This window comes from Neoroseomonas marina, from assembly GCF_012927745.1.
In the GTDB taxonomy this organism is placed as follows: domain Bacteria; phylum Pseudomonadota; class Alphaproteobacteria; order Acetobacterales; family Acetobacteraceae; genus Neoroseomonas; species Neoroseomonas marina.
Genome location: NZ_JABBKX010000002.1, coordinates 215,718 through 232,488, shown reverse-complemented (window position 1 = coordinate 232,488; position 16,771 = coordinate 215,718). Strand labels below are relative to the sequence as shown.

The window sequence follows — 16,771 nt, the reverse complement described above, 5'->3', positions numbered from 1 at the left end:
TGCGCGCCGCCCGTTCCGACGCGGCGCGCATCATGGTCGCATGCACCCGGCCGGGCCCGGATCGGTATCGACACGGAATGGCCCGGACTGTTATCCAGGCCGCAGATGCCGGCCGTCCTCGACCCCGCACGCGGCAACTGGAGGCGCTGCCCGGCTGGCAACGGCCGGGCGGCCGGTGTCGCCGCCCCGCCCCGCCTTCGGGGGATCGTCGCGCTGGCAGTGGCGGTCGGCGCGTGGTGGCTGCTCCTGGCCGTCGCCCACCCTCTCGGCGCGCAGACGATCTCGCCGGTCACGGCCGCGGCGGCCGGCGCCGCCCTTTCGGATCGATTGGCGCAGCTCCGCGAGACGGTCCAGCCACGCCGCGGCGGTGTGCTGGGGCTGATGGGCTACGGGGCGATCCCTTCCGCATCAGCCAGCACGCTGCAGGTCAACCGCAACACCGCCGGCGCGGAGGACGGCGACCCGACGCTGACCCTCAGCCAGCTCGGCTTCGGCTTCGAGGTGGACGAGAGCTTTCCGCTCTGGCTCGAGATCTACGCGTCCTACACGCGCTACGATCCGCGCGCGGTCCTGCTGGGAGAGGCGACGCGCGACATCTCCGTGCGCTGGAACAACTTCACCACCACGCTTGGCATCGGCTGGGATTTCTATCTCGCCGACAGCCTCTACGTGACGCCGATCCTGAACGTCGCCGGGGGCTATGCCGCTTCCGACGTCGCGCTGGCCTCCAGCTTCCTCGCCTGGTGGCGGAACAAGAGCGAACCGTCCGCGCTGTCCGACGTCCACGCCAATGTCTGGGGCGTCGGCGGATCGCTGATGCTGACCTACTTCGACTACAGCGTGGAGCGGCAGATCGACGTCCAGGCCCGCTACACGCAACTGCGGCTGCAGACCTTCGGGGATTCGCTGCCGGCGTCGCGCGGAACCTCGACGTCGTCGACCTTCGGGGTCTGGGGCCAGTATCGCTGGCCGACCGGCCTCGAGGTGTTCCGCCGGCCCCTGCGCTGGGTGCTGACCGGCGCGGCGTCCTACTACTTCGGGGACCAGCGCCAGACCACGGGCTTCGCCTGGTCGACCACGGTCGGCGGGGGGATCGAGTTCGACGTCGGACGCCTGCAGTTCGGCGCCATGGGCCTGGAGGTCTCCCGAGTCCAGTTCACCCTGAACTACCTCTACGCCGATCGGAACATCACCGGCGCGTCCTTCGGGCTCGGCATCAGCTTCTGAGGACCGGCGGCGCCGTCGTTCAGCCGGCGGCGCCCAGCAGCACCAGGCGGCGCAGTTCCATTTCCTGCACGCGGAGCAGCCGCGCCGTGTCGCTCCTCGACAGCTCGTCGGTGTGCGCGGCCAGGAAGGCGTGGCCTTCGCCGACACGGGCCAGGGCCGCGGCCCGGGCGTCCTGCGCGATGCGCTGGCGATCGGCATCGGCCTGGCGCATGGCGGCCACCTCCTGCGCCAATGTCCTCCGGGCCGGCGGCACGCCGCGGGGCGGGTCGCCGCGGGATGGGGACGGCCCCTCTGCCGCCATCGCGGCGGACTGCCGCTGCAGCGCCCCGATGATCTTCTGGAAGGAAGGGTCGCCCCGCTCGACGGCCGTCGACAGCCAAGGCGCCCGGGTATCGCGCCGCGCCGCGTAGGCCATCACCTCGCCCAGCTCGTGCAGCCCCGCGGCGCCCTCCGGATCATAGGGCTGCACCTTCGCGACGAGATCGGTCAGCGGGTTCTCGCGCTGCCGGGGCCAGCCATCGTCGGCCAGGAAAGCGAGCATCCCGAGCCATGCCGCGGCGCCTTCCTGTAGGGCGAGCACCGCGCCGGCCCGGCCATCCTGCGTCACCGGCGCCGCAGGGACGGGGGCGACGGGCGGGCGCGGCGCGCGCGGCGCCTCGATTGGGAGCATGGCGTCGCGGGCCTGCGACGCCCAGTCGCGCACCGCCGTGTAGTCCGGGGCGCAAGCAGCGAGCTGGGCCAGGAGCAGAAGGCGGAATGGACGCATGACGGCATGCTCGCCCGGTGCGAGGATGCCGTGCAAGACCGGCGTGATCCGCAGCGTGACCAGCGTCTTCCCGGTCCGGAATTCCGAACCGGGATCGCGGGCCTGTCCGGGCCGGGAGCCGGCTCCCCGACCCCTGCGGGATGGCCGGGGCTGGCCTCGCCTTCAGCGCAGCGCGGCCGGCCTGTGGTTCCTAGCCCCCTTCGGCCACCGCGATGCTCTTCCCCCGTCGCAGGCTGGGGCTCATCATCAGGAAGAGCGCGATCGCCGCCAGCGCGAGAAGCGTCGCGCTGATCGGGCGTTCGAGGAACACCATCGGATCCCCGCGCGACAGCAGCATCGCCCGGCGCAGGTGTTCTTCCATCATCGGGCCGAGCACGAAGCCGAGCAGCAGCGGCGCCCCTTCGAGCGCGAGCTTGCTGAGCAGGTAGCCGAACGCGCCGAACACCGCGACCGCGTAGACGTCGAACAGGTTGTTGTTGATGCTGTAGGCGCCGATCGCGCAGAAGATCATGATCGACGGGTACATGAAGCGGTACGGCACCTGCAGGAGCTTCACCCAGAGCCCGATCATCGGCAGGTTGATCACGAGCAGCATCAGGTTGCCGATCCACATCGAGGCGATGAGCCCCCAGAACAGCTCGGGCTGCGCCGTCACCATCCGCGGGCCAGGCTGAATGCCCTGGATGATGAGCGCGCCGACCATCAGCGCCATGACCGAGTTCGATGGGATGCCGAGCGTGAGCAGCGGGATGAAGGCCGTCTGGGCGCCGGCATTGTTCGCGCTTTCCGGGCCGGCCAGGCCCTCGATCGCCCCGTTGCCGAATTTCTCGGGCCGGCGCGTCAGCCGCCGCTCGAGCATGTAGGAACCGAAGGACGAAAGCGCCGCGCCGCCGCCCGGCAGGATCCCGAGCAGGCTGCCGAGGATCGTGCCGCGGATGCTGGCCGGGATGGCGTATCGCCATTCCTCCTTCGTGAGCCAGAGGGATCCGCGCACCGGCACCGTGCCGGTGCGGATCTCGGGCTTCTCGAGGTTGAGGATGATCTCCGCGATGCCGAACAGCCCCATCGCGAGCGCCACGAAATTCAGCCCGTCCGAGAGTTCGGGGACGCCGAAGGTGAAGCGCTGCTGCCCGGTCTGCACATCGGTCCCGACCATGCCGAGACAGACGCCGACGACCACCATCGCGACCGCCTTCACGACGCTGCCGCGGGCGAGGACGCAGGCGACGATGAGCCCGAGGAGCATCAGCGAGAAGTAGTCGGGTGGACCGAAGGACAGGGCGACCGAGGTCAGCATCGGTCCCGATGCCGCGACGACGATCGTGGCCACGCTTCCCGCGAAGAAGGACCCGAGCGCCGCGGCCGCGAGCGCCGCGCCCGCCCGGCCGTTCCTCGCCATCTTGTGGCCTTCGATGGCGGTGACGACGGCGGAGACCTCGCCGGGGAGGTTCAGCAGGATCGCGGTCGTCGAGCCGCCGTACTGGGACCCGTAGTAGATCCCTGCGAGCATGATGATCGCCGTCGTGGGCTCGATGCCAAAGGTCAGCGGCAACAGCAGGGAAATCGTGGCGGTCGGCCCAAGGCCCGGGAGAACGCCGATCGCCGTGCCGATAAAGGCCCCGAGGAAAGCGAAGGTGAGATTTTTGATACTTAATGCAACGTCAAACCCCAGGGCCAGATTCTCAAGCATGCATAATATTCCCGGCTGACTGGCAGCGACCGAGGCAGGAACGTCTAGATACGGCCCTGGATTGAGGCCTCATTCTGTGGCGAATCAATCGTAGATCAGCGCCCGGCATCCACCTTGTTCGGATGTGAGGTGAGTTTAATGCGCTCAAATCTGATTCATCAACCCAAAATTACGCACGAGTAAGGCGATGCGCAGAATACTGATTGCGTCATCGGCATAGTCGCCGAATCGATTCGTTCCGTAAGTATTCTTGTTCTCATGTTCCAATGACCCGGTCCGACCCGGAGTCTGATCTTCGTCTTCTCTCCGAATCCCGCACCTCCACGGCGGAACGGGACCCGATATCTTTGCCGGGGCAACGGTGCTGCCGGGCCACAGTCGCCGACCACGCCTCGACGTCACCGGCACACGGAAGGTCCGGCGACAGCCGCCGTGCTGGCTGGATCGGCGCCTCGGCCTCCTTCTTCGCGGGCGTGTCGATCAACCTGGCACGCATCCTCCCCGTGCCGGCCCGCGCTCCTTTCGGGCGGCGCCGACGCGCGGTACTGGATGGCCGGCGGCATGACTCCGGCGACGATCGAGGCCGTGGCCGGCGCCTGGGCGCTGCCGGTCGGGATCGAGCGCAGGGGCGAGCGCCAGACCGCCGAAAGTCGCACCGGGAGGCGATGGAAGATGGATGCTCCGAGTCAGGAAAAGCTCGCCGACATGCTGGTCGCCGCGCGGCGGGACGCACGACAGTTGGATGGTCTTGCTCCTGGTCTGGTGCCGGCCACGACGGATGAAGGCTACGGGATCAACACGCGCGTGGCGCAGCGTCTCGGCTGGGATCCGCTGGGTTGGAAGATCGCCGGCACCACGCCCGCCATGCGTGAGAAGCTGCGGGTGACCGATCCCATCTACGGGCGCACCTATCGTCGCTTCGCGGTGCGGTCCCCCGTGCGGCTCGCGCATGCGGACCTGCTCGATCCCCTGGTGGAATGCGAGTTCTTCGTCACCCTCGCGCGCGACCTGCCGCCGCGCGATCGGGCCTGGACGATGGAGGAGATCATCGGGGCGGTCGCGACGGTCCATGCCGGGATCGAGGTCGCGGAATGCCGCTTCCGCATGGACAACCTGCCGCCCCTGCCCGCGATCCTCGCCGATGGCAGCGCCTCCGGGCGCTATGTCTTCGGTGGCGCGATCGGGGATTGGCGCGGTCGCCTCGCCACGATGGAGGTCGTGCTCGAGGTCGACGGCGCACGGCGCCGGCAGGGCCGCGGCGCGGATGTGATGGGCGACCCGCTCGCGCCGCTGCTGTGGTTGGCGAATGAACGCCGCCGCTGGGGCGATGGGCTGCGGGCGGGTGAGGTGGTCAGCACCGGTTCGACCACCGGGATGTTTCCGGTCAAAGCGGGGCAGGCCGTGCGGGCCGTCTTCGGCGACGCGGCGGAGGTGCGCATCGCCTTCGACACCTGACCGGTCGCCGGCCGTTCCCGCATCACGGAATCGACGCGCATGGTCGACGGCGGCGGCTTGCCGTGATGCTGTATCCGGCACGATGAAACCCGGGGAGAGACGCGGCATGATCGAGGATCGCCGGATCGAGACAGACCCCAGCCTCGTCTTCGACGTGTCCGTCGCCGGCACGGCCGACCGGCCGCTGGTCCTGCTGCTGCACGGCTTCGCGGTGTCCCGCCATCTCTACGACGCGCAGCTGCCGGCCCTGGCCGCGGCCGGCTACTTCGCGGCGGCGCCGAACCAGCGCGGCTACTCCCCCGGCGCGCGGCCCGACCCGTCCGATCTCGCGGCCTACGATATCGAACGCCTGGTCGGCGATGCGCTGGCGCTGGTCGCCGCGCTGGGCCACGGCGACCGACGCTTCCATCTCGTCGGCCACGACTGGGGCGGCAGCCTGTCGTGGGACATCGCGGCGCGCATCCCCGACCGGCTCGCATCGCTGACCATGCTGTCGCGACCGCACCCCGCCGCCTTTACCCGGGCGTTGCGGGAGGATCCGGACCAGCCGCACCGATCGCGTCACCACAAGGCCTTCCAGGATCCGGGCGCGGCGGCAATGCTGCTCGCGAACGACGTCGAATGGATCCGCCTGCGCCACGCCGCCAACGGCGTTCCGCCTGAAGCGACCGCCAGGCATCTCGCCGTCCTGGGTTCGCCGTCGGCGATGGAAGCCGCGCTCGCCTGGTATCGCGCGCGGGGGAAGGTCTATCGCGAGATCGGGCCCATCAGGGTGCCGACGCTCTTCGTCTGGGGCGATGCCGACGACACCGTCGGGCGCATGGCGGCCGAAGGCACGGCCCACTTCGTCGACGCCCCGTACCGGTTCGAGGTCCTGGCCGGTGCGGGCCACTATGCCCCGGACCAGATGCCGGAACGCGTCGCCGCGCTGCTGATCGACCACCTGCGGCAGCATCCCGCCTAGTCGCCCCCCGCCCGACCCGGCCGCATCGCGGAGCGTGGATGCGAATCCTCCGGCGCGCCCCGGTGTCCCGGGATCGCGACCGCGCTGCACCCGATGAACGGCGTGGGGCCCGACAAGCCGGCGGTCGTGCGCATCGTCGCCTATCGGCGATGTGATCGCCGCGACATGGGCGACACCGCCGGGACCGGCGGATTGCCAAGCGGTGCGGCGGGCGCCGCAGTCTGATCGATGCTTGATGTCCCGCCCGGCCGACGCCATCCTCGGACCGTCGGCGGTCCGCCGGCACCTGTCGGAGGAAGCAAGCATGGCCTGGAAGACGCCCAAGATCGTCGAGATCTCCCTCGCCCTCGAGATCAACAGCTACGCCTGCGCGGACGTCGACTGACCATCACGCCCCCGGGGCGCTGCACATGCTCCGGGCGATCGTGCTTGGCGCCGCAGCCGGCGGCGGGTTCCCGCAATGGAATTCGGCCGGCACGGGATGCGTGCGCGCGCGCGCCGCGGACCCGGCAGCCGCGCCCCGTACCCAATCCAGCATCGCCGTGTCGGCGGATGGCGAGCACTGGCTTCTCGTCAACGCCAGCCCGGACCTGCGCCAGCAGATCGCCGCGACGCCCGCGATGCACCCGCGCCCGGGCATCCTGCGGAACTCGCCGATCGGGGCCGTTCTGCTGACCGGGGCGGAGGTGGACACCATCGCCGGCCTTCTCCACCTGCGGGAGCGCCAGGCCTTCACGCTTCTCGCCGCGCCGCCGACCTTCGCGGTGCTGGATGCCAATCCGATCTTCCGGGCCCTCAACCCCGACTTCGTCACGCGCCGGGCCATCCTGCCCGGGCAGGCCATCGAGGTCCTGGGCATCACGGTCACCCCCTACGCCGTGCCGGGCAAGGTGCCGCTCTTCGCCGAAGGCGGCACCGATCCCGGCATCGCGGAGGACGGCGAAGCGATGGGCGTCGCGCTGTCGGCCGGCGGCGGCACCCTGCACTACATTCCCGGCTGCGCGATGATGACGCCGACCCTTCGCGCGCGCCTGGCAGGTGCGGACTGCGTCCTGTTCGACGGCACCCTGTACACGGATGACGAGATGATCCGCCTCGGCGCCGGCCCGAAATCCGGCCGGCGCATGGGGCACATGCCGATGACCGGGCCGGGCTCGACGCTCGAAGCCTTCGCCGCCTTCCCGGTCGGCCGACGCATCTTCGTTCACGTCAACAACACGAACCCCGCCCTGCTGGCCGACAGTCCCGAGCGCGCGCACCTCGCCGCCGCGGGCTGGGAGGTCGCGGAGGACGGGATGGAGATCCGCCTGTGAGCATCCTGTCGCCCGACGCGCTGGAGGACGCGCTGCGCGCGATCGGGGCGGAGCGCTACCACATCCATCACCCCTTCCATCACCTGCTGCATGGCGGTCAGTTGACGAAGGGCCAGGTCCAGGCCTGGGCGTTGAACCGCTACTACTACCAGGCATCCATCCCGGCGAAGGACGCATCCCTGGTGGCGCGCCTCCCGACGCCGGAACTGCGCCGCGAATGGCGCCGCCGCCTGGTCGACCACGACGGGGACGGCGTGCATCCGGGCGGGATCGAGCGGTGGCTGGCCCTGACGGACGGGCTCGGACTCGACCGCGACTACGTCGTCTCGCTCCAGGGGCTTCTGCCGGCGACGCGCTTCGCCGTGGACGCCTATGTGCGCTTCGTGCGGGAGAAGTCGCTGCTCGAGGCGATCGCCTCCTCGCTGACCGAGATGTTCTCGCCGAACATCATCTCCCAGCGCGTGTCGGGCATGCTGCGGAACTACGACTTCGTCACCGAGCAGACCCTCGCCTACTTCACCCCGCGGCTGACGCAGGCGCCGCAGGATGTCGCCTTCGCCCTCGCCTACGTGAAGGACCACGCGGATACGGCGGAGCGGCAGGAACAGGTGCTCGCCGCGCTGCGCTTCAAGTGCGACCTGCTCTGGGCGCAGCTGGACGCGCTGCACTTCGCCTATGTGGCGCCCGGCCTGCCGCCGCCCGGGGCGTTCCGGCCGTGACGCCGCGCTTCGCGCCGGGCGTGCGCCTGCATCACGACCGGGCGCGCGCCCGCTGGATCGTCCTGGCGCCGGAGCGCATGTTCGTGCCCGACGACACGGCCCTGGCGATCCTCCGCCTGGTCGACGGCGTGCGTGACGTCGATGCCATCGTCGACGACCTTGCGCAGCAATACGCCGCGCCCCGCGACGTCATCGCAACGGACGTCCGCGCCATGGTCGAGGATCTCGTGGCGCGCGGCGCGCTGACCGGATGAAGCCGCCCCTCGCGCTGCTGGCCGAGCTCACGCATCGCTGCCCGCTGCGCTGCCCCTATTGTTCGAATCCGGTGGCGCTGACCCGCGGGTCGGCCGAGCTGACGACGCAGGAATGGGCCCGCGTCTTCGACGAAGCGGCGGCCATCGGGTGCCTGCAGGTGCATCTCTCCGGCGGCGAGCCCACCGCGCGGCGCGACATCGTCGAGATTGTCGGCGCCGCCCACGCCGCAGGACTCTACACCAATCTCATCACTGCCGGCGTGCTGCTGGATGCGGCGCTGCTGGGCCGTCTCAAGGCCGCCGGTCTCGATCACGTCCAGCTCTCCGTGCAGGATGCCGATCCCGCGGGCGCCGAGCGCATCGGCGGGATGAAGGGCGCACAGGAGCGCAAGGAATCCGCCGCGCGGTTCGTGCGCGAAGCCGGCCTGCCCCTCACCCTCAATGCCGTGGTCCACCGGCAGAACCTGTCCAGTCTGCCGCGCCTGGTCGACATCGCCCTGGCCTGGGGCGCGGCGCGGCTCGAGGTCGCGCATGTGCAGTACTACGGCTGGGCGCTGAGGAACCGGGACGCGCTGCTCCCGACGCGCGCGCAGCTCGACGAGGCGACGCGCGTGGTCATTGCGGCGCGCGAGGCGCTGCGCGGTCGCCTCGTGATCGACTACGTCGTCCCGGACTACCACGCCGCGCGCCCCAAGGCCTGCATGGGCGGGTGGGGCAGCGCCTTCCTCGCCGTCTCCCCGTCCGGGAACGTGCTGCCATGCCATGCGGCAGAATCGATCGACGGCCTGGTATTCCCGAATGTGCGCGACACGTCGCTTCGCGCGGCCTGGGAGGACAGCGCGGCGTTCAACCGCTTCCGCGGTACCGATTGGATGCCGGCGCCCTGCCGTGGCTGCGCGCATGCCGAACGCGACTGGGGCGGCTGTCGCTGCCAGGCTTTCGCGCTCACCGGGGACGCCGCGGCGACGGATCCCGCCTGCGCGCTGTCGCCGCATCACGGGCTGCTCGCCGAGGCGATCGCCGAGGCGGGCGCCACGACCTTCCGCTATCGGGAATTCGGCTGATCTCAGTCGCGATGCGCGAGGTAGTGGGCCAGGGCGGCGATGTCGGCATCCGACAGCCCGACCATCGCGCCGTTCATCTGGGTGTCGGCGCCGACCCGGTGTCCGTCGCGATACTCCATCATCGCTCGCGCCAGATACGTTTCATGCTGGGCGACGATCCGTGGAATCTGATCCCGCCCCGTCAGGGCTGGCAGATGGCACACGCCGCAGCGGCGCGGCCCGATCAGCGCCTCCCCGGCCGCCGCGAGCGTCGCGTCGCGCGGTCGGCGATCCTCGGGCGGTGCCGGCGGCAGGCTGGCGAAATAGGCGGCGAGGTCCTCGATATCCTGGTCCGGCATGCCCCGCGTGACATCGGCCATCGCCGGAACGTGGCGAATGCCTTCCCGGATCAGGATCATCTGCAGCGTCACGAAGCCGGCCTGCTGGCCGGCGAGCGACGGGATGTCCGGCATCTGGCTGCGGCCGTCGGCTCCATGGCAGGCCGCGCACCGATCTGCGGCGATCGGTGCGCCGCGCGCGGCATCCTGCGCCATCCCGGGCTGCGCAAAGGCGGCGGCCAGGACGGCCGCCGCCAGCAGGCGACGCAACCTCACTGTCGGTAAGTGATGCGATAGATCGCACCCATCTGCTCGCCCGACACGAGCAGCGAGCCGTCCCGCATCACATGCACATCCACGGGTCGGTCGAGGAAGCGCTGGTTCGCGTCGTCGCGCAGCCCGGTCATGAATTCCTCGATCCGCGTGACGGCCCCCTGGGCGTCGAGATGCGCGACGACCACGTCGTAGCCGGTCAGCCGTTCCCGGTTCCAGGATCCACGGCGCGCGATGAAGATTTGGTTCCGGTACGCCTCGGGGAACATGGTCCCGGTGTAGAAGCGCATGCCGAGTGCGGCGACATGCGGGCCGAGGCGCGCCGCCGGCTGCACGAATTCGGAGCAGTTGCGCCCGGCGTTGAACTGCGGGTCGGCCGATCCGCTCGAGCAGAACGGAAATCCGTGGTCCTCGCCGCTGCGGCGGACGCGGTGCAGCGTATCGTCGGGCCAGTCGTTGCCGGCCCAGTCGCGCCCGTTGTTGGTCGCCCACAATTCGCGCGTCACGGGGTGGTGCGCCATGCCGACGCTGTTGCGCACGCCGCGCGCCTCGATGCGGCGGCCACTTCCGTCGGGCAGGAAGGAGACGAGCAGCGCGAAGCGGTCGCGGTCGGTCTCGCAGATGTTGCAGTTCACGCCGACGTTCGTATAGATCCGGCCATCGGGCCCGAGCGACGCGAACTTCCAGGAATGGTTGCCGCCGTGATCGGCATCCGTCGGCAGGCCGAAGGCCTGGGTCAGTTCCACCGGCGCCGGCACGTTGTCGAGGTTCGCTTCGATATTGTCGTAGCGAAGCACGCGATTGACCGCGAGGACGTAGAGGTTGTTGCCGATCACCACGAGGCCGTTGGGCTGCGACAGGCCCTGCGCGATGACGCGCGTGCGCGTCGTGCCGTCCGGATTGCGGGAGATCGCGTAGACGCGCCCGATGGCCCGCGTCCCGGCGAAGATGGTGCCATTCGGTCCTTCGGCCATCATGCGCGCGCCCGGAATGCCATGGGCGAAGACTTCCGCGTGAAACCCCGGCGGCAGGCGCAGCGCGCCGACGGGCACCTGCTCCAGCGGTGTCGCCGTCAGCCGCGGCGCGTGGGGTGCCAGGGTGGAGCCTTCGGGGCGGCCGACCGCCCATCCCGGCACCGCAGGCTGCTGCGCGAAGGCCGGCGCGACGGTGAGCATCCCGGCCAGGCCCAGCAGAAGGCGTCTCATTGTCATGGCGTTCTCTCCCTGCGGCCCGTTCCGGGCGAATGGCAGGATGGAACGACGAAAGGTTACGGCGCCGCAAGACTGGATTGCCCGTGCGAAGGAACGGAGGCTGCCACGCATCCCGGTTCGATCCTGTGCCGCGGCCGCGCCGTATCGCCGCGGCGCGCGGGCGTTTCCGCGTCATGCGCGCTTCGCGGCGCAAACGATTGAGTGGCCGGCGATCCCGGCGGCGATCCGCGCATTGTGATGACGGCACGTCCGCCCCGACATGCAGCCGCGGCGTCGCGCTTCCGCGACCAACGGGACCGCATGCCTGCCGGGAGACGAGGACGACGGCCTGCCGTCATCGGCGATCCGCCCGGCGATGAAGATTAAGGCAGCGCAATGTAACGAGCGGTGTGCCGGTACGGACGCCCTGGGTCGGATTCCGCTCCGGGGTACGGCCTCGACACCTCGATCGCTGGCGCCGAGGCCGCCCTCGCGCCGCCCGCCGACCCCCCCGTTGAGTCATTCGCGAGGACTGCCCACATTCGCGGCACCATGAACTCCCCACAACACGACCCCCTCGGGTGGCACGGCACCACCATCCTCTGCGTGCGCAAGGGCGGGCGCGTCGCCATGGCCGGCGACGGCCAGGTCTCGCTCGGCCAGACGGTGGTGAAGGGCAATGCCCGCAAGGTCCGCCGCATCGCCGGCGGCAAGGTACTGGCCGGCTTCGCGGGCGCGACCGCCGACGCCTTCACCCTCCTCGAACGCCTGGAAGCCAAGCTGGAACGCTTCCCCGACCAGCTCGAGCGCGCCTGCGTCGACCTCGCCAAGGACTGGCGCACCGACCGCTACCTCCGCCGGCTGGAGGCACTGCTCGCGGTCGCGGACGCCAGGCGCTCCCTGCTCGTCACCGGCCAGGGCGACGTGCTGGACCCCGAGGACGGCATCATCGGCATCGGGTCGGGCGGCAACTACGCGCTGTCTGCCGCGCGCGCATTGCTGCCGATCGATGGCATCGACGCCGAGGAGATCTGCCGCCGGTCGATGAAGATCGCCGCCGACATCTGCGTCTACACGAACGGCAATTTCATCCTCGAAAGCCTGGACGCCCAGGCGTGAGGTCCGCCGCACCCATGTCCCTCCCGCGGATCGCGGCCCGCCGCGATCCGCGAGCGCGAAGCGCGACCGCGCCCGGACCGACATCGATCGCCAGCACGCCAGCGCAGGGCGCGAAGGCAAGGCCCGCGGATGCGGGCCGCCGCCAGCCTGAAGGCGCAACACATACCCGGATCGCGGCCCGCCGCGATCCGCGAGCGCGAAGCGCGACCGCGCCCGGACCGACATCGATCGCCAGCACACCAGCGCACGGCACGAAGGCAAGGCCCGCGGATGCGGGCCGCCCGCCGTCTGAGGGCTAAAACAATGTCCGAAGCCATCAACCTGTCCCCCCGCGAGATCGTCTCCGAGCTCGACCGCCACATCGTCGGCCAGCAGGACGCCAAGCGCGCCGTTGCGATCGCGCTGCGCAACCGCTGGCGTCGCCAGCAGCTGCCGGAAGGCCTGCGCGAGGAGGTCGTACCGAAGAATATCCTGATGATCGGCCCCACCGGCGTCGGGAAGACCGAGATCGCCCGGCGTCTCGCCAAGCTCGCCAATGCCCCCTTCCTCAAGGTCGAGGCAACCAAGTTCACCGAGGTCGGCTATGTCGGCCGCGACGTGGAATCCATCGTGCGCGACCTGGTCGAGGCCGCCATCACCATGGGCCGCGAACAGGCCCGCCGCGGCGTGCAGGCCAAGGCCGAGCTGGCCGCGGAGGAGCGCTTGCTCACCGCGCTGGTGGGCGAAGGTGCCTCGGGCGAGACCCGCATGAAGTTCCGCCGCATGCTCCGCGCCGGGGAGATCGAATCCCGCGAGGTCGAGGTGCAGGTGACCGACGTCGGCGGCGGGATGCCGATCGGCATGATCGACCTGCCCGGCGCGCAGGGCGCGCAGATGCAGAACATGCAGGAGATGCTCGGCAAGATGTTCGGCGGCCGCCAGAAGCCGCGGAAGATGACGGTGGCCGAGGCCCGCATCGCGCTGACGAAGGAGGAAGCCGACAAGCTTCTCGACCAGGATGCGCTGGTGCGCGACGCCGTCTCCAACGCCGAGAACAACGGCATCGTCTTCGTCGACGAGATCGACAAGGTCTGCGCCCGCACCGGCGAGGGCGGCTTCCGCGGCGGCGACGTCTCGCGCGAAGGCGTGCAGCGCGACCTGCTGCCGCTGATCGAAGGGACCACCGTCACGACGAAGCATGGCCCGGTGAAGACGGACCACATCCTCTTCATCGCCTCGGGCGCCTTCCACCTGGCGAAGCCCTCGGACCTGCTGCCCGAACTCCAGGGCCGTCTGCCGATCCGCGTGGAACTCTCCGCGCTGACCCGCGACGATTTCCGCCGCATCCTCACCGAGCCGGAGCACTCGCTGCTCAAGCAGTACACGGCGCTGCTCGGCACCGAAGGCGTGACCATCGACTTCGCGCCGGACGCGGTGGACGCGCTCGCCGACCTCGCCGCCGAGATCAACGCGACGGTGGAGAACATCGGGGCGCGGCGGCTCGCGACCGTGCTCGAACGCCTGCTCGAGGAAGTGTCCTTCACGGCCTCCGACCGCGGGGGCGAGACGGTGAAGGTCGACCTCGACATGGTGAAGGGGCGCGTCGCGCCGCTCGCCGGCAGCGCCGACCTGTCGCGCTTCATCCTCTGACGTGGGACCGGGAGGGGCTGTGCTCCTCCCGGTCGCCCGTCAGGCGGTCGCGAGGCTGCTGCGGCGGCGCCCCATGCCCCGTCGCAGCAGCCACATCGCGATGGCGAGGTTGAGCAGGTTCCACCCGATGCCGTTCCACATCGCCGCCTGGTAGGACCCGGTGGCGTCGAAGATCGCGCCGGCCATCCACCCGCCCAGCGCCATGCCGACCAGCGTCGAGGACAGCGCGATGCCGACGCGCGTGCCGGCTTGCTCGGGCGGGAAGTGCTCGCGCACGATCATCGCGTAGGACGGCACGATGCCGCCCTGGAACAGGCCGAACACGGCGCTCACGGCGAACAGCGCCACCATCCCGTCCGCGGGCAGGAAGAGCAGCAGCGCGAGGCCCTGCAGCACCGACCCGAGGGCCAGCGTCGCCAGCCCGCCGATGCGGTCCATGATCATGCCGAAGGCCAGGCGCGACACGATGCCGCAGGCCAGCATCACCGACAGCATCTCCGCGCCCCGCCGCGCCCCGTAGCCGAGGTCGACGCAGTAGGCGACGATATGCACCTGGGGCATCGCCATGGCGACGCAGCAGGCGACCCCGGCGATGCCGAGGATCGTCTGCAAGGTGTTGGGGGACAGGCCCAGCGGCCGGGCCGCACTGCTGCCCGCGGCGACCGGCCGCGGCGGCGGCATCGGCGCCCGCCGCCGCAGCGCGAAGGCGAGCGGCAGCATGGTCACGATCCACACCGCCGCCATCGCCAGATGCGCCTGCCGCCAGCCGAAGCTCGCGACGCCCCATTGCAGCAGCGGCGGCCAGATGGTGCCCGACAGGTAGTTGCCCGACGCCGCGAGGGCGACGGCGATGCCCCGCCGGCGGTTGAACCACAGGGAGATGTCGGCGATCAGCGGCCCGAACACCGCGGCGGCGCCGAAGCAGCCCAGCAGCACGCCATAGGCGAGGCCGAAGACGACCAGGCTCGGCGCCATCGCCGCCGCGATCCCGCCCAGGCCGAGCGATGCCGTGCCGATCAGCACCGGCACCATCACGCCGAAGCGGTCCGCGAGACGACCCATCAGCACGCCGCCGACGACGAAGCCGACCATGGTCATGGTGTAGGGCAGGGAAGCGCCGGCGCGGGCGGTGCCGAACTCGGCCTGCACCTCCGGCAGCACGACGACCACGGACCACATCGGTGCGCTGCCGAGGGTGGACAGCATCACCGCGGCGAACAGGCGCATCCACGCGGCGCGCGAATCGATCAGCCCGTCGGCCGCGCCGCCTGCGATGCCATGCATGTCGTTTCCTCCGGCTCCTGGCCACCATGGCAGGCAGCAACCGGCCCGGCCACACGGCATCTCGCCATGCCGCCATGCACGCGCCGCCGATCGACGAGCGCAGGCCTCCAACCCGGCGCAGTCATCACGGAATCCGGCGCTCCGCCTGGGCTGCGGTCCGATGCACGACAGGCTTTACACTCACCGTCATGCCGACTGGTCCGCGGCGGGACGCCGAACGCCGCCGCGGCGATCTACGTCGCCGGCGGGCAGAACACCTCCTGCAGCGTCGCCATGATGCGAGCGACGCGAGGGTCGGCGATGCGATAGTGAATCGTGGTGCCGGCGCGCCGGGTCGTGACCAGCCCGTCTTCCCGCAGCTTCGCCAGATGCTGCGACATCGCGGGTTGCGACAGCCCGGCGCGGCTGGCGAGACGGCCCACCGGCGCCTCGCCTTCCACGATCAGGGTGCAGAGGACGACCAGCCGTCGCTCGCTCGCCAACAGGCGCAGCATGGCGGCGGCTGCCGCCGCATGGGCCTCCATCTCGGACGCCGCCGTGGAGGCGGGGCCGCCGGCCGGCAGGGTGACAAGCGTGTCGGGCAAGCCGGCCTCCTGGATGTGATGGATCGAAGTTATGCGCCAAGCCATCACATGTATCGAGGTCTTGACGCTTTGCAAACCGAGCTGTCAGGGAAGCCCGGACATCGCGGCGGCACGCCACGTGCTGGGACGGGTCGCCGGACTGCCCAGGACAGATGACTGCGCCCATGCCGCTCGACCACGATGCCCCCGCGCCGCCGGCGGAGATCCGACCCACCCGGGCGCACGCCCTGGCGGCGGCCCTGGCGGACTCCATCACCTCCGGCGCCCTGCCGCCGGGCACGCCGTTGGAGGAGGAGCGGCTTGCCGCGGCGCATGGCGTGTCCCGGACCCCGGTGCGGGAGGCGTTGCGACTGCTCGCCGCCACCGGCCTCGTCGAGCAGCGCCCGCGCCGCGGCGCCGTCGTCTCCCGGCCCGATCCGCGGCGCCTGGCCGAGATGTTCCAGGCCATGGCGGAGCTCGAGGCTGCCTGCGCCGCGCTCTGCGCCCGCGCGATGGACCGCCGCGCCCGCTCCCGCCTCGCCGCGCGCCATGCGGCCATGGCGGCGATGGCGGCGGCGGGCGACCTGCGCGCCTACAAGGCGGCGAACGTCGCCTTCCATGAAGCCCTCTACGCCGGCGCCGGCAACGGCTACCTGGCCGAGCTCGCCCAGGCGACGCGGCTGCGCCTGGCGCCGTTCAGGGCGGCCCAGCTGGGCGGCCCGGATCGTCTTGGCGCCTCCCATGCGGAACACGGTGCGATCGTCGGCGCGATCCTGGCGGGGGATGCCGCCGGCGCGGCGCACGCCGTCCGCCTGCACCTGTCCGCCACCGAAGGCGCCTGGGGTCTGATGGCGGGGCAGCCACCGATGCTGATGGACTGACCAGCCCGCCGCGTCGGCAGGCAATCGCCTCGGCGCTCCGCCTTATTTGCATGCAATACTGTA

Annotated in this window: 17 protein-coding genes; 11 read left to right on the top strand and 6 right to left on the bottom strand. The window is 70.7% G+C overall.

The annotated features are described in order from the left end of the window. Window positions 1–105 precede the first annotated feature (105 nt). The gene (locus GWK16_RS06340; RefSeq protein ID WP_170053113.1) at window positions 106–1,227 is read left to right on the top strand and encodes a hypothetical protein; all 1,122 of its coding nucleotides are present in this window, start codon (window positions 106–108) and stop codon (window positions 1,225–1,227) included. Between the two features lie 19 nt (window positions 1,228–1,246). Here the strand turns inward: GWK16_RS06340 and GWK16_RS06335 are convergent, their stop codons facing one another. Together GWK16_RS06335 and GWK16_RS06330 are read right to left on the bottom strand one after the other, a co-directional pair. After that, a complete protein-coding gene (locus tag GWK16_RS06335; protein ID WP_170053112.1) occupies window positions 1,247–1,993 on the bottom strand; it encodes a hypothetical protein in 747 nt (248 codons plus the stop codon). A gap of 190 nt (window positions 1,994–2,183) precedes the next feature. Beyond that, a complete protein-coding gene (locus GWK16_RS06330) occupies window positions 2,184–3,683 on the bottom strand; it encodes a tripartite tricarboxylate transporter permease (protein WP_170053111.1) in 1,500 nt (499 codons plus the stop codon). A gap of 561 nt (window positions 3,684–4,244) precedes the next feature. Here GWK16_RS06330 and GWK16_RS06325 point away from each other — a divergent pair. From GWK16_RS06325 to pqqE, 7 genes are all read left to right on the top strand, one after another. Beyond that, on the top strand, window positions 4,245–5,138 hold the full coding sequence (locus tag GWK16_RS06325) for a 2-keto-4-pentenoate hydratase (protein WP_170053110.1): 894 nt from the start codon (window positions 4,245–4,247) through the stop codon (window positions 5,136–5,138). Window positions 5,139–5,244: 106 nt separating this feature from the next. Continuing rightward, a complete protein-coding gene (locus GWK16_RS06320) occupies window positions 5,245–6,102 on the top strand; it encodes an alpha/beta fold hydrolase (RefSeq protein WP_170053109.1) in 858 nt (285 codons plus the stop codon). Window positions 6,103–6,337: 235 nt separating this feature from the next. Then, window positions 6,338–6,487, top strand: coding sequence for a pyrroloquinoline quinone precursor peptide PqqA (pqqA, locus tag GWK16_RS24965; RefSeq protein WP_211187165.1), 150 nt, complete (start codon window positions 6,338–6,340; stop codon window positions 6,485–6,487). 25 nt (window positions 6,488–6,512) lie between these two features. Continuing rightward, a complete protein-coding gene (gene pqqB / locus GWK16_RS06310) occupies window positions 6,513–7,415 on the top strand; it encodes a pyrroloquinoline quinone biosynthesis protein PqqB (protein ID WP_170053108.1) in 903 nt (300 codons plus the stop codon). Beyond that, complete coding sequence (gene pqqC, locus GWK16_RS06305; protein WP_170053107.1) at window positions 7,412–8,134, top strand: pyrroloquinoline-quinone synthase PqqC; 723 nt, start codon at window positions 7,412–7,414, stop codon at window positions 8,132–8,134. The genes pqqB and pqqC overlap by 4 nt, the downstream gene beginning before the upstream one ends. Continuing rightward, a complete protein-coding gene (pqqD, locus tag GWK16_RS06300; RefSeq protein ID WP_170053106.1) occupies window positions 8,131–8,388 on the top strand; it encodes a pyrroloquinoline quinone biosynthesis peptide chaperone PqqD in 258 nt (85 codons plus the stop codon). The genes pqqC and pqqD overlap by 4 nt, the downstream gene beginning before the upstream one ends. Next, entirely contained in the window at window positions 8,385–9,452 is a 1,068-nt protein-coding gene (gene pqqE / locus GWK16_RS06295; RefSeq protein WP_170053105.1) for a pyrroloquinoline quinone biosynthesis protein PqqE, read from the top strand. Before pqqD ends, pqqE begins: the two co-directional genes overlap by 4 nt. 2 nt (window positions 9,453–9,454) lie before the next feature. On the opposite strand, the gene GWK16_RS06290 is transcribed toward pqqE, so the two are convergent. Beyond that, entirely contained in the window at window positions 9,455–10,039 is a 585-nt protein-coding gene (locus GWK16_RS06290) for a c-type cytochrome (protein ID WP_170053104.1), read from the bottom strand. A gap of 2 nt (window positions 10,040–10,041) precedes the next feature. Continuing rightward, window positions 10,042–11,253, bottom strand: a complete 1,212-nt coding sequence (locus GWK16_RS06285) for a PQQ-dependent sugar dehydrogenase (protein ID WP_248291199.1) — start codon at window positions 11,251–11,253, stop codon at window positions 10,042–10,044. Window positions 11,254–11,784: 531 nt separating this feature from the next. Between GWK16_RS06285 and hslV the strand changes: the two genes are divergently transcribed. Together hslV and hslU are read left to right on the top strand one after the other, a co-directional pair. Next, window positions 11,785–12,351 (top strand): ATP-dependent protease subunit HslV, encoded by a 567-nt coding sequence (hslV, locus tag GWK16_RS06280; RefSeq protein ID WP_170053103.1) that lies wholly within the window; start codon window positions 11,785–11,787, stop codon window positions 12,349–12,351. 303 nt (window positions 12,352–12,654) lie between these two features. Continuing rightward, a complete protein-coding gene (hslU, locus tag GWK16_RS06275; protein WP_170053102.1) occupies window positions 12,655–13,980 on the top strand; it encodes an ATP-dependent protease ATPase subunit HslU in 1,326 nt (441 codons plus the stop codon). Between the two features lie 39 nt (window positions 13,981–14,019). On the opposite strand, the gene GWK16_RS06270 is transcribed toward hslU, so the two are convergent. Next, window positions 14,020–15,264: an MFS transporter gene (locus GWK16_RS06270; protein WP_170053101.1), complete on the bottom strand. Its 1,245-nt coding sequence runs from the start codon at window positions 15,262–15,264 to the stop codon at window positions 14,020–14,022. A 233-nt stretch (window positions 15,265–15,497) separates the two neighbouring features. Next, window positions 15,498–15,848 carry an ArsR/SmtB family transcription factor gene (locus GWK16_RS06265; protein ID WP_248291198.1) on the bottom strand — a complete coding sequence of 117 codons (351 nt, stop codon included), beginning with the start codon at window positions 15,846–15,848 and terminating at the stop codon, window positions 15,498–15,500. A 164-nt stretch (window positions 15,849–16,012) separates the two neighbouring features. On the opposite strand from GWK16_RS06265, the gene GWK16_RS06260 reads away from it, so the two are divergent. Next, entirely contained in the window at window positions 16,013–16,708 is a 696-nt protein-coding gene (locus GWK16_RS06260; RefSeq protein ID WP_211187164.1) for a GntR family transcriptional regulator, read from the top strand. The last annotated feature ends 63 nt before the right edge of the window (window positions 16,709–16,771 follow it).

Bases quoted from the DNA above. Each gene is read 5' to 3' on its own strand.
- hslU (WP_170053102.1), top strand. From the start codon at position 12,655: ATGTCCGAAGCCATCAACCTGTCCCCCCGCGAGATCGTCTCCGAGCTC.
- GWK16_RS06320 (WP_170053109.1), top strand. From the start codon at position 5,245: ATGATCGAGGATCGCCGGATCGAGACAGACCCCAGCCTCGTCTTCGAC.
- GWK16_RS06285 (WP_248291199.1), bottom strand. From the start codon at position 11,253: ATGACAATGAGACGCCTTCTGCTGGGCCTGGCCGGGATGCTCACCGTC.
- pqqB (WP_170053108.1), top strand. From the start codon at position 6,513: ATGCTCCGGGCGATCGTGCTTGGCGCCGCAGCCGGCGGCGGGTTCCCG.
- pqqE (WP_170053105.1), top strand. From the start codon at position 8,385: ATGAAGCCGCCCCTCGCGCTGCTGGCCGAGCTCACGCATCGCTGCCCG.
- GWK16_RS06335 (WP_170053112.1), bottom strand. From the start codon at position 1,993: ATGCGTCCATTCCGCCTTCTGCTCCTGGCCCAGCTCGCTGCTTGCGCC.
- GWK16_RS06270 (WP_170053101.1), bottom strand. From the start codon at position 15,264: ATGCATGGCATCGCAGGCGGCGCGGCCGACGGGCTGATCGATTCGCGC.
- pqqA (WP_211187165.1), top strand. From the start codon at position 6,338: ATGTCCCGCCCGGCCGACGCCATCCTCGGACCGTCGGCGGTCCGCCGG.
- GWK16_RS06330 (WP_170053111.1), bottom strand. From the start codon at position 3,683: ATGCTTGAGAATCTGGCCCTGGGGTTTGACGTTGCATTAAGTATCAAA.
- GWK16_RS06325 (WP_170053110.1), top strand. From the start codon at position 4,245: ATGACTCCGGCGACGATCGAGGCCGTGGCCGGCGCCTGGGCGCTGCCG.
- GWK16_RS06340 (WP_170053113.1), top strand. From the start codon at position 106: ATGCCGGCCGTCCTCGACCCCGCACGCGGCAACTGGAGGCGCTGCCCG.
- GWK16_RS06260 (WP_211187164.1), top strand. From the start codon at position 16,013: ATGCCGCTCGACCACGATGCCCCCGCGCCGCCGGCGGAGATCCGACCC.
- hslV (WP_170053103.1), top strand. From the start codon at position 11,785: ATGAACTCCCCACAACACGACCCCCTCGGGTGGCACGGCACCACCATC.